Here is a 12,705-nt window from a genome sequence, read left to right as displayed (position 1 = left end):
ATCGGAACCGTGGAAAAACGCAAAATCGGCAGGCTCGGGCAGGACGTCTCGGTGATCGGCCTCGGCACCTGGCAACTGGGCGCAGACTGGGGCGAGGTGAGCGAATCCGACGCCCTGGCGGTGATCGACGCAGCAGTGCAGTCCGGCGTGACCTTCCTGGACACGGCGGACGTGTATGGCGACGGCCGCAGCGAGCAGATCATTGCCAAGTACATCGCAGGCAGGCCGAATCGGCCATTCGTTGCCACCAAGATGGGTCGCCGAATGGCCCAAGAACTCGGCAACTACACCCTGGCCAACTTCCGCGCGTGGACGGATCGGTCGCGTACGAACCTTGGGCTTGACGCCCTGGACCTGGTGCAGCTGCACTGTCCGCCGCCTTCGGTGATCGCCTCGGATGAGGTGTTCGACGCCCTCGATACCTTGGTGGCTGAGGAGCGCATCGCGGCTTACGGAGTGAGTGTTGAGACTTGCGCTGAGGCCTTGGCCGCGATCGCCCGCCCGGGGGTGGCGACTATCCAGATCATCCTGAACGCTTTCCGGCGTAAGCCTTTGGAGGAGGTTCTGCCCGCCGCGGCCGCCGCTGGGGTCGGGATCATCGCCCGGGTGCCTTTGGCTTCTGGCTTGCTGTCCGGGCGGTATCGGGCCGACACGACCTTCCCTGAGAATGATCACCGGAACTACAACCGGCATGGTGAGTCGTTCGACGTTGGCGAGACGTTCTCCGGCGTGGACTATGCGACTGGTGTCCAAGCGGCACAGGAGTTTTCGGCTCTTGCTCCTTCGGGTGTGACGCCCGCCCAGATGGCTTTGCGGTGGGTTGTTCAGCAGCCTGGCGTGAGCACCGTGATTCCCGGGGCTCGCAACGTTTCCCAGGCCCAGGCCAACTCGGCCGCCGCCGACGTCGCACCTCTGTCTCCTGAAACCCTTACGGCTATTGAAGACCTGTACGACTCGCGGATCCGCGCCCTCGTCCACGACCGCTGGTAGTTCTCGGTTTGTGACGTTGGGCCCGGCGCCCAACGTCACAACACAGCCCTCGTTCAAGCAGGATCGAAACCTTGCGCTTGCGAATCCCGCTCACCAGCTCGGGCCACCGACGAAGCCCGAGACGAGAGCCTCAGTTCACCATTTGGCATTATGTCTATAGTCACAGAATCGAGAACCTGACCAATCGCAGGATAGTCTTCCGGACCAACCTGCACTCCGTCCGCCAGCATGACAAAGTCAATAAAGGCCGGCACGCCCGAAACTGGACTCTCGATTATCACATCCACACCGAAGCGACCTCGATGCCCAACGACCCTGCAGCGAACTAGCTGAAACTGAATCAGACCAACCTTAGCCCATTCTCCAGCACGTTCCACAACCTACTCCAGCCTGATACATGTACCGCGACATCGCGCGTTGTTCGAGGACGCAATCTCCGACGACACCTAATAGGGCTCAAACACTGGATCCATTGACGGGAAGCGTTCCGGGAAGACCGAGACCGTGACTCTTCGTGTCAGGACATCAGCGAGGAATTCGCACACCCCAACCTCGAACCTGGACCACTCTTCACCTCGTGGTTCTTTGACCAAGACAGGCCATGTGTCCGGCGTATCGGGATCGATACGATGCCAGAACATAACATCTCCATTGTCGGTACGGCCGAACGAGAGCAACTCCGCTGGGTCATCAAGCCGATATGGCATCGACTCGCCATCGTCTCTGAGGTACTTCAATGCCCACAACGACTCCCCTGCCTGAGTAACAAGATCAATCGCAGACAAGTCGTTGGACGGCTGATAGATGTGGATGAACTTAGAGAAGTACCCAGGCCCGTAACGGCTGACCAACTGCTTATAGTCGAGGGGCAAGGCGCTGTTCAGCTGGCTTTCCACCGCGTGCCAGGCGATCTCACCAGTAGTCCGCTGGGCGGGCGGCGCCACGACCGAGACGAGCTCGTCGATGCTCATGGCTATCTACGCTTTCTATTCAAGACAGTGAGGCTTATTCACGGACTCGAGGTGGATCCTGCGACACCGCACCTGAGCTGCGGCGATGCACAGCAGTACAATCATCCTGAATAAGCCTCAGTTACGTTCAAGTTGAAGCCGCTGTCTCCGTGTGCCGAGAGGGTAACACCACGTGGAAGCACGTTACTTCCGTCGTAGAGGGCGGTGACTGTGTACTGAACGATTTCCCCACCTTCCACGGCTTTGCGCACTTTCCCCTCAAATCCACTCATGACAGGCGTATTAACCGGATTTTGGAAGAGTGTCACCAGGTTCTCGGCGATGTCTCCTGAACCACCCAACTGCTTGCCGAGCAGGTGGCCGCGCGCATGATCGCCGATTGGCCTGCCGCCGGCAAAGCCAGGCGGGCGGATATCGGAATCAGCGCTCGTGCCCTCTCCAATCATCTGCTTTGTTAGCGTTGCAGACATGGTCGTAGGACGTCCACTGCCGTCGGTGGTCCACTTGACCGCCCCACCCCACGTCGGATCCTGCTTACATCCCGGGTCGTTGTGCGTAAGAAGCGCTGACGTCCCGGCGAATACGTAGTACGTGTGGGTGGTGTCGACGGTCAGGTTGTAGACACGGCGGACTTCAGACCAGGATCGGGTTCCGGTGACAGTGGCGTCGCGGTTGTCGGCGGTGGTGATTTTGTGACCGGGTTTGAGATCAATCGCGTTCGACCAGCGATTCTCCGAGGCCACCCAGAACGGATGCTCGTCGGTCGTGACGACCGTGCCGCGGTCAGTGCCAGTGTTGCCGTCGACCGTGACTTCGACCAGGGTCCGCGAGGTGGCTTGGGACCGGACGTCGGTGATCTCGCGTGCCTCGGTCCTGCCCGTGGTCGGGTCGGTGGCCAGGACCTTGTCGCTGAGTTTGACGTCCTTGATCGGTTTGCGGGAGCCGTCGGCCATTAGGGTCTGTTTCGAAAGTCATGGGAGCCACTCGTTGATCGCTGCGATGGTGACCGTGGTTTCGTAGCGAACGGCGAGCTTGTCGTATCTGGTGGCGACGGCTCGGTTTCGTTTGAGACGGTTGATCCCGCACTCGACAGCGTGCCGTTGCTTGTAGATCTCCTTGTCGAATGCGGGTGGTCGTCCTCCGTGTGAGCCCTTGTTCTTGCGGTTGCGGACCTGGTCGGCCTTGTCCGGGATGGTGCAGCGGATACCGCGCCTGCGCAGGTAGGCGCGGTTGGCGCGGGACCCGTAGGCTTTGTCGCCGAGCACCCGATTCGGGCGGCAGCGCGGCCGACCGCGATCCCGCCGGGGTACCCGGATACGGTCGAGCACCACCTGAAACTGGGGCGAGTCACCTCGCTGGCCAGCGGTGATCACGATTGATAAGGGCTTTTGTCCCTGCTCGACCGCCAGGTGAGTCTTGGTCGTCAACCCGCCTCGGGAGCGCCCCAGCCCGTGATCGGCCGGTTCGACCTCGACCCCGCCCGGAGACTCCTTCTGGAGATCCCCTTTTGACGCGCACCAGCCGCGTGCTGGTGCGCACGAGCCACCGTGGAGTCCACGCTGACATCCCAGGTGATCAGGCCCGCAGCGTCCGCGTCCGCCTGCAACGCGACCAGAATCCTCTTCCACGTGCCATCCCGTTGCCACCGCCGGAACAAGCCATACACCGTCTCCCACGGGCCGTAACGCTCCGGCAGATCCCGCCACGGCACACCGGTTCGAACCCGAAACCGGATCCCGTCAATAAGCTTCCGCTTCGCATGCTTCGGCGGCCTGCCAGGCTTCTTGCCCCTGGGCAGCAAGGGTTCCAGCTTCGCCCACTGCTCGTTGGTCAGATCACCACGCCCCACGAATCAAGATCATCTCAAACCTTGATCAACTTGTGAAACAGGCCCTAGGACGGGGGTCTCTGGGGCGAAGCTGTTGCTCGCCGCTCCCCGGCCGGCCGGACAGGATGTCGGCGCGCCACCATCGCCCGCGTCGTCGTGGTGTTTGCCTCGGCTCTTGTTGCGGCCGCCCGGGCCACCCACCAGATCCAGGAACGATTCGGGGCTAGCGCCCCCCTGAGCAACCTCGGCAACGAACGCAACCGTGGCGGAGACCGTCTCCACGACGTTGCCATCACCCACGGCCTGTTTCTTGAAGTAGTTCGCCACACCACCGGCATCCTGAACGCCGGATTTGAAGGACTGCACGAGGCGGGCGGGAACCAGTGGCGAGGAGGAGACCAGGTCCATGCCCTTGAACACCGGCTTCAACGCCGCCTTCAGCGGCGGGATCGGGTTCTTCTTCGCGACCTTCTCCGCCATATTGCGAGCAGCAGCCGCCGCAGCCTTCTTACGAGCCAAAATCTCCGCAGCACGCCGAGCAGCCGCCGCAGCAGCTTTGCGCGCAGCCGCCGCTAAATCAGCAGCCTTACGCGCAGCCCCCGCAGCATCATCCGCATACCGACGAACCCCACCCGCCACATCATCGGCATAGCGACGGCCCGCACCGATGGCGTCATCCGCGTGACGGCCTGCCTGACGGCCACCACCCAGAATGTCATCGCCATACCGACGAGCCCACTTCGCAGCCGTGGCTGCGTTGCCGCCGAACGGGATCGCCCCAGCGATAGACCAGGCCGCGTTCTCCCAGTCACCTTCCGCCGCATAGATCGCGGCATTGGCAATGTCGGCGATCTCGCCGATGCCCGGGATCATGCCCGCGACATCCAGCGCGGTGTGCACGACGTTGGACGCCTTGTCCCACAAGTCACTGAACCAACCATGACCATCCGGGTCATAGAAATTCAGCGGCGACCCCAGCACGTAGGAGTACCGGTTGGCCGCAATCGACGGCGACGTGGGCAGAGCAATGTCGTCGCGGGAGGTGAAGGTGCCGGAGCCGGGTTGGTACCAGCGGGCACCCATGTTGACGTTGCCGTTGTCCGGGTCGGTCCAGTCGCCCTGGAAACCAACGGACCGAGTCGCCCCGGAAGTGGCGATCCGCTTGCCATACGGGTCGTAAGCAGCGGAGTCGGCCAGGCCACCAGAAGCAGCCGGGATGCCGCCCACCACGTCGCCGTGACGATCCGACAAGGTCAAGCGGGCATCGGTGCCTTGGGCAAGGGAGATAAGCGAGCCATCAGGGCCGCGGCCGAAGCGCGACGCGCCATCGCTGACGGCGTCGATCTCCATGCCCGCGTACGAGAACTTCTGCGTGCCCCGCAGCACCAGGCGATCGAGGTCGTCATACGTGTAGCTCGTCGAGCCGAACTTCAACAACCTGTCGAAGCCGTCGAACGAGTACTTCTCCTCCAACCCGGAGGACGTGCGCGATACCAGCGAGCCTCGAGGTGAGTAGGCATAAGTGTAGTCGCCATCGGCCAGCAGGCGGTTGCGTTCGTCATACGTGGCGGTCTTCGGGCCGTTCTTGGTTCGGTTTCCTGCCGCGTCCCAGCCGTACTCGGTCAGCTTTCCGGCTGGGTCGGTCCATGAGGTCATCCGGCCCTGGAAGTCATACGTGTACTTGTTCTGGCCTGCTCCCGCGGTGCCCGCTGTTTTCTTGGTCTTGACGCGGTCGTTGGCGTCGTATCCGTAGGTGATCGACGACAACACCGCGCCTGCCGCGTCCTTCAGGACGTCGGACTCTGGGCGGGCGAGGTTGTCGTAGCTATATGTACGAACCCGGCCAGCGCCGTAGTCGACAGTGGACAGCTGTCCCGCAGCGTCATAGCCGTAGGTCAAGCGCCCACCGGTGGCGCCGTCGACGACCGTGTTCAACCGCGCCTTGAGATAGCTGTACCGAGTTGTGCCTGCGGCATCGGTACGCGCAGTCAAGCGGCCGTCTGCGTCGTACTCGAACGACGAATCACCCGACGTGCCCTTGGCGGTCAACAGACCGCCGCGGTCGTTGTAGGTGTACGTGTTCGTGCCCGCCGTCAGCAGGCGACCGTCGGCGTCATACGTCCGCGACTTCGCGGTCGTGGCAACCTCGGCACCCGTGCCCGTCTCCGACAGCGGACGGTTCATCGCGTCGAACGTGCGGTCACGCACCACGTTGCCCGGGGTGGTCAGCCGGACCGCGTTACCCGAGGCGTCATACGACTGCGTCCACGTGCGGTCGCCAGCTGCCGGGTGGGCCGTGGTCGGCGGTTCGATGACCGATTCAGGCAGGTTGAGCGTGTTGTAGGTGTAGAGCGTCTTGTTCCCACGACCGTCGGTGAACCTGGTGCGGTTGCCCGCTGCGTCATACCCGAACGACGAGGTGATCGTCTCCGTGGCTGAGACTGGTTCTACCTGTTTGGTCAGGCGGTTCGCGGCGTCGTAGGTGAAGGTGGTTGTACGTTTGTCCCAGTCCTGGGCGGTCAACATGTTGCCCGCCAGGTCGTAGGTGAACCCGCGCTCCCGCAACGGTGGTTGTGTCGAAATCCATCCGGCTGGGACGTCGAATTCGGAGATCAACCGCCCGGCTAGGTCATAGTTCAGGCGCTTGGCTCGGCCTGCGCCGTCACTGGCACGCACCAGGCGGCCTTGACGGTCGTAGCCGCGCTCGGTTGTCACACCGGCGGGGTCGACCGCCTTTGTCAACTGGTTGAGCTTGTCGTAGGTGAAGGTGCTCGTGTCACCGCTCGGGGACTGCACCGACACCACGTTTCCGGCGTCGTCGTGTCGGTACCGTGTCGTGAACTCCGCTGGCGGATTGCTCTCCAACGCCGTCGCGGTGATCTTGCGGTCCAGCACGTCATACGTCGACTCGACCCGGGCGCCGGTCGGCGAGGTCACCGACAACGGCAGACCGGTCAACGTATAGCTGTACTTCCACACGCCGCCCGCTGGCTGCGGTTCACGGCGTTCCACGAGGCGGCCGAGTTGGTCGTAGCGCAGGTCTGTGGCGTTGTTTCGGGCGTCGATCTTCTTGATCACTCGACCCATCGAGTCGTACTCGAGGCTCTGGCTTGGTGTAATCGGTGTGCTGCTGCCCGGTGGCGTGTACGCGGGCAGGCTGATTTTGGTCATTCGGCCAAGGCGGTCGTATTCCGCCGTTGTCACGCGGCCGAGCGGGTCTTTGGTGTGTGTGGTCGATCCGAACGCGTCGTAGCCGGTCAGTACCGTCGCTTGGGTCTGGACCGGTGTTCCTCCGTTGGATTCCGTAGCGACCTGTGGTCCTGTCGCACGGATCGGTCGGGCGAGTTCGTCGTAGGCCGCCGTGGTTGTGTACCGGGTCGGGTCGATATCGCCACGCGGGTCCGTGACCGACAGCGGCAGTCCTCGCTCGTCATAAGACCACTTGGTGACGTACGACTGCTGTCCATTACGGACTGTCTGCTGTATCCGGTTTCCTGCGGCGTCGTAGACGAACTCAGTGGTCTCGGTCAGGCGGGCTTGTCCCGTTCCCGTGTTGGAGGGGTTGCCTTCTTTCTCGACCTTGGTTGTGTTGCCCCGCAAGTCATATGTGAACCGTGTAGTTCGGGCGAGGCCGCCCTCGTCCTCGGTGATCGCCTTTGCCCGGCTCGAGGAGTCGTATTGGTAGGTCGTCGTCCGGTTGCCTGCGGTCGTCTGGCTGATCAGGTTGCCCGCGCCGTCGTACTTGTTGTGCTCCAGCACAATCGTGCGGAGTGCGCTGGTGATTGGGTCTTTGTATCCCTCAGCCCACACCTGGGAAATCAGGTCGTCACCGTAGTAATGGGTACGCGTTGCGCGGCCCATTGCGTCAACGTGCAGCGTCTGGCGCCCAGATTCGTCGTACCGCAACGATTGCAGAACGGTTGGCTTAGCTTCCGGGTTCTCGTTCTCGTCTTCGTCGCCGTCACGCCCATCACCGTCGGACGGGTCGACAACGCCACCGTGCCAGCCGTGCAGCCGTATTTCCGCGACCTGGTTGCGGGCCGTATAGGCGTAGGAGGTTTTCACGCCGCTCGCGTCGATCACGAACATCCGGTTGCCGAAAACATCGAAACCGTAGCGGGTTTCTTTGCCAGCAGGGTCCACAATGTGCACGAGCCGACCACGGTCGTCGTAGCCGCGCGTCGTCACCCGTGACGGCGTACCTCCGGTGGTGTCCTGCACTTCGATGCGGTCGATGTTGCCGTCGGCGTCGTAACGAGTCAGTGTTCGAGCCGTGTGCTTCGTGTTGGTCACGGCGTTTGTCGTGGATGGACGGGTTTCCGCCACGATCCTCGACGAAGCGTCGTACTCGTATGTGGTCGTGATGCCGTTTGGGTAGGCCTGCACGTGGATCGTCGACGAGATCCGGCGGCCACCAATGTCATATCGGAACGTTGTCCGCATACCCGATGGCTCGAGGATCTCTGCCAGGTCACCGTTGCTGAAGTAGCGGAAAAACGTTGTCTCGCGGTCGGCTCCGACAGTTGTCTTGATCAGACCTTCCGGAACCGTCCCGAAACCTTCGAACGCTTCCTCAGTACCGTCGGTGTACATGTTCTGCACGACGCTCTTGTCCGGCATGGTCTGTACAGTGAGGTCGCCTCGGTCGTTGTACTCGAAGGCCGTCCTGAACTCGGTGTCGTTCGCGTCCGATGACCGGCCATCGTTGCGCCAGAGCATCTTGTCATTACGCGGATCGATCGCGTTGCTGGGATTGAAGAAGTAGTGGAAGTATTCTGTGTGGCACTCCTGCCCGGTTCGGCACGTGCGTTTGGTGGTGACGTTGCCTCGGGCGTCGAATCCAAGCGTGACACTGCTCAGGTTCTCCGAGACGATCGTGTTCTGGTTTCCTTGATCGTCATAGTCATACGTCCGGATGCCGTAGCCGACCTCACCCGCAGGCTGATCCAGTTGGTCCTCCGGCCGGACACCGAGGCCCAACGGCGTGACGGTGCGGAGAATCCTGCCCTTTACCGGGTCGTAGTCGAAGATGTGGTTGCGGTTACCCGGGTCAGCGAATTGCACTGTCCTAATGAGATTGTCCGGTTCGCCGCCGACGACGGGGACGCCTAGCTTCCACTTGCCACCGTTGCGATCGGTATAGGTCTGCACTCGCTCGTTGACGGTGTCGTATTCGATCTCGGCCGCGATCCTGCCACTGGGCATGACGACCTTGCTGAGCGACTCCGACGGCTGTGCCGCCTGGAAATGCTCCTTCACCACGAAGTCACTGAGCGGCTTGCTGTAGACCGCGATCTCGTCGATCGAACCAGCGAAGTAACCACGGTCGTTGGTTGGCTTCGCAGGCCAGTTGCCCGTGATGAAGCCAGCCCCCGCGTAGACCTTCGTTTGCTCGCCGTGGTCGATCACGCCGTCCTTGGTGCCGACCTGGATGCCGTCGATATAGAGCCACTGTTTCGCAACGGAACCGGAGAGCACAACATGGTGCCAACGGTTGTCGTTGACGGTCCCAGCACTACGAATCGGGTTTGTTGTTCCATCCGCGAACTGTCCATAGAGGCGTCCATCAGTACCGACATAAAGTGCCGGAGTGTGTCCACCTTGGACGGGGCCGGTGATGTCCTCCTTCTGATAGCCAAGCAACACACCGGAACCCGAGGTCTTGAACCACAGTTCGACGGCGAGGTCACGGCTCTTCCTCACCACGCCGTCCTGCATCTGCAGCACAGAACTCGACCCGTTGAACGTGGTCGACGTGTCCGCCGAGCCGGGCAACGCACCCGCGGCGGCGAGGGTGACGTTGGTGTACTTGCCGTTGTCCTTGCCCTGCTGCAACGCGACCTGACTAACTGCGGTATCGCCTACTCGGTCGCCAAGTCGCAGATAAGTGTCCGGTGTGGCGTCCATAACCACTGTCCGGAAACGGGATTGCGGAGAGTAGTCATAGCGAGTGACATTGCCAAGCACATCACGGACGCTGCTGAGCCGATTGCCTGTGTATTCGTAGAGCCATTCGCGGTGCTGACCGCCGGTGTCGTCGGCATTGACCTGCCGGATCCTGCCGCCAGATACCTGGAAGACCAACTGGCGTCCGGTGGCCAGGTCCTTCGCACTACGCGGGGCGTTGTTCTCCCACATCAGCTCCACAGTGCGACCGATGCCGTCGTTGATGCTGATCAATTGGCCGATCGAGTTGAACGTATACGTTGTCGCGGTCTTGTCGGTCAGTGTCCACCCGCCGTCCGATGTGGACTTGAAGTCGGCGAACCGGCCCGGCGGTGGCGCGTAGGTCCCATCTGGGTTCCAGCCATAGCGCAGTTGCTGACCGTCCTGATAGGTCACCAGGACGTTGCCCGCGTAGTCACGGTCGACCCGCATGTCGTACTTCGTGCTCCACCCGGTGCCGAACCACAGATTGCGGCGAGGATCGAGGCTGTTGTACGTCCGGACGACCGCGAGTTCCGGGCCAGCAGTCGGGATCTGCACGTCAACGGCGCTGGAGTAGTAGTTGCCGACCATCGGGTCGAAGTCCCGGTCGGTCCCGCTGTGCGGCGCCATCGCCATGTGCGACGTGATCGCGGGCTGTGGCACCGAACTCAGGATCGCGCTGTAGGGCAACGGGTCGCTCGGGCCGGAACTGTCGATCGCGAATGACCGCCACAGGTAGACCTTGTTCCAATACAACTTTCCGTTCGGGACGGTCCATGTTGGACTAGTGATGTCGTCGGACTTGAAACAGTTGACCGCGTTGTCGTTCGAGTCCTTCTCGCAGACCTCGAACCGGTACTTCAGCGTGCTGCCAGGTGGCGGGTCGAAGTCGATGCCATTGGCCCACAGTTGCGGTGTCAACGTCTGCGTCGATGCGCCGTTCGGCGGATACTGCGCCTTTATGAAGGGCGGCACATCGAAGACGTCCAAGGCGATCCGCGCCGGAGCGACCTGATGGTCGGTGAAGTAGTCGCTCGGGTTGCGGACCATGCTGAAGTCGAGCAGGTAGTGCCCGACCTCGATCGGCTTGATCTCAGCGTCCAGCGTCACCTGCGCGTCGCGCGCCACATCGGACGGCAGTGTCGCGGCGACCTGGGTCTCCTTCAACTGACCATTCTGGTCGAAGACCCGGTAACCCAGTACGAAGTCGTTGCGTCCCCAGGCCTGTGCGCTGCGGTTGGTGACGGTGATCTTCACCTTGCCCGAGGTCGCCCTCGTGACCGGCGGTTCCGGCGTCGCGCGATCGATCCGGTATTCAGCGTTGTACGGCGAGTGCGTGATGTACAACCGCGGTGGGTTGCTCGTGTTGTGCCCCGAAAAACGTTTCCACGCCGCCGGATCGGTCGGCGCCTGCAATGCCAGCCCGTAGTTGGCTCCGCCGCTTGCCCACTGCTGCACCAGATTGCGGCCTTCCGCACCCAGGTCGATCAGCTCGTGCGCGGTCGGGCAGTTCGATCGGGTCGCCAAGGGAGCCATGTAGCCGTGGGAGAACACGCCTCCGCCGATCGCCGGGCCGGTCGGCGGCGCACCCGAAGGACCCCAGTCAGCCGTAACCCGGTGCACCGACATCGGCCGCGGTACGCAGGAACCGGACCAGAAGTTGGTCAGCTGCAACTGCACACCGAAGATCCGGTTGTCCCGCAAGCTTGTCCCGATGCCACCGAACCGCAGGAAGCTCGACGCCGTACGGCCACCGCTGCGGCCGATGCGCAGCTCATCGGAGTTACGGATCTGCTGACCGTTCTCAACGATCATCGTGCCGGTCGTGGTGAAGTCGCGGACGATCGTCGGGTCTACGCGCACCGGGTACACGCGTGCCGGATCGCGCAGCCACGCCGAGTCCAGCTCGACACGCAGCACCGGACGGCCGTCCCGCTGACCCAGCGAATACTTCACGCCATACGACGTCGCGGGTTCTCCACTGTCCTGGCGAGTCGAGTCGAGCATGTACCCGGCGGGCACCCGTAGCACTACAGCGCCGGAGTTGTCCGTGAACACGATCTGGCCATCGACAACCTTGGCCTGTAGGCCTTTCAGATCAAGAGCGAACTCCCAGGAGTGTGGAGCGTTAGGGGACTTGAGGATGAACCATTCCTTGGCCGCGCCAGCCGCGAAATCCACCCGCAGATCCGCATCCCGGAATACGTCCGAATAACTGACTGAATTGCCTTCAGCCTTGCCCGCGGACGCAGCCGCACCCAGCAACGTAAACCCGGCTGACCGCTCGGCGTCCACCGTGATCCGCATCGATCCGGCTGTCTGTCCCATGTGGACTTGCAGCGAATCGCCTGCGTTGCGCCAGCCGTTAGTGCCGTCCGGCACCACCCGGGAGTCGATCGGCTCCAGTTTCCCGTCCGGTCGCCGATAGTTCAACGGATCCGCGCTGTACTCGGTGGTCTGTGTGCCGTCCGAGTTGTTGTAGACGCGGCTGTGGGTGTCGCGCTGCTCCGGGATTTCCTTGCTGGACGTGGCGTCGAACCCGCGCGGCTGGGTCGCGGGCGGCGTCTCCACCTTGCCCGCGCTGCGTCTCTGTGCCGGTGGTTCGGGATACTGGATCGGCGGGTACTTCGACTGTTCCGACTTGGCCAACGCCCGGTTGATCGTCGGATTTTGCGGGCTGTCCGGCGTTGGCTGGTCCGGAATCCCCGCGGCAGAACCCGAGATTTGCTTGGGCGACTTCGCCATCGCCGCTGTGATCGGGTCGGCCACCGGTGGAAACAGCTGCGACGCGGTGGGCCCGACGGTGGCCACCAGCACCACGATCGCCAGCAAGGCGACCGCTGCCCGCAAGCGCGTACGCACGACAGGACCACGATAATTCCGGATCACGACAACCCCGCCCCTTGCGATTCCACCCCTGGAAGGATTCGCCTGCCCGCGCAGACTTGGCCGTCTGTGATCCTGCTGGCCAGCAACAAATCCAGGCAA

At 62.6% G+C, this 12,705-nt stretch carries 5 protein-coding genes; 1 reads left to right on the top strand and 4 read right to left on the bottom strand.

Features of this window, described 5'->3' with window-relative positions:
- Window positions 1-9: 9 nt before the first annotated feature.
- Window positions 10-990 carry an aldo/keto reductase gene (locus LWC34_RS28185; RefSeq protein WP_233728128.1) on the top strand — a complete coding sequence of 327 codons (981 nt, stop codon included), beginning with the start codon at window positions 10-12 and terminating at the stop codon, window positions 988-990.
- A 446-nt stretch (window positions 991-1,436) separates the two neighbouring features.
- Here LWC34_RS28185 and LWC34_RS28180 read toward each other — a convergent pair whose 3' ends face one another.
- From LWC34_RS28180 to LWC34_RS28165, 4 genes are all read right to left on the bottom strand, one after another.
- Window positions 1,437-1,961 carry an SMI1/KNR4 family protein gene (locus tag LWC34_RS28180; RefSeq protein WP_233728127.1) on the bottom strand — a complete coding sequence of 175 codons (525 nt, stop codon included), beginning with the start codon at window positions 1,959-1,961 and terminating at the stop codon, window positions 1,437-1,439.
- A gap of 101 nt (window positions 1,962-2,062) precedes the next feature.
- Window positions 2,063-2,914 (bottom strand): DNA/RNA non-specific endonuclease, encoded by an 852-nt coding sequence (locus tag LWC34_RS28175; RefSeq protein ID WP_233728126.1) that lies wholly within the window; start codon window positions 2,912-2,914, stop codon window positions 2,063-2,065.
- Between the two features lie 18 nt (window positions 2,915-2,932).
- Window positions 2,933-3,810 (bottom strand): IS5 family transposase gene (locus tag LWC34_RS28170; protein WP_233723324.1). Its coding sequence is split into 2 segments (ribosomal slippage): window positions 2,933-3,469 and window positions 3,472-3,810, totalling 876 coding nucleotides; the frame shifts between segments, so codons are not numbered across the junction.
- Between the two features lie 9 nt (window positions 3,811-3,819).
- Entirely contained in the window at window positions 3,820-12,579 is an 8,760-nt protein-coding gene (locus LWC34_RS28165; protein ID WP_233728125.1) for an RHS repeat-associated core domain-containing protein, read from the bottom strand.
- Window positions 12,580-12,705: the final 126 nt, after the last annotated feature.

This window comes from Kibdelosporangium philippinense, from assembly GCF_021390435.2.
Lineage (GTDB): Bacteria > Actinomycetota > Actinomycetes > Mycobacteriales > Pseudonocardiaceae > Kibdelosporangium > Kibdelosporangium philippinense.
The sequence above is the reverse complement of the archived record's forward strand: the minus strand, read 5'-3'. Positions and strand labels throughout refer to the sequence as shown.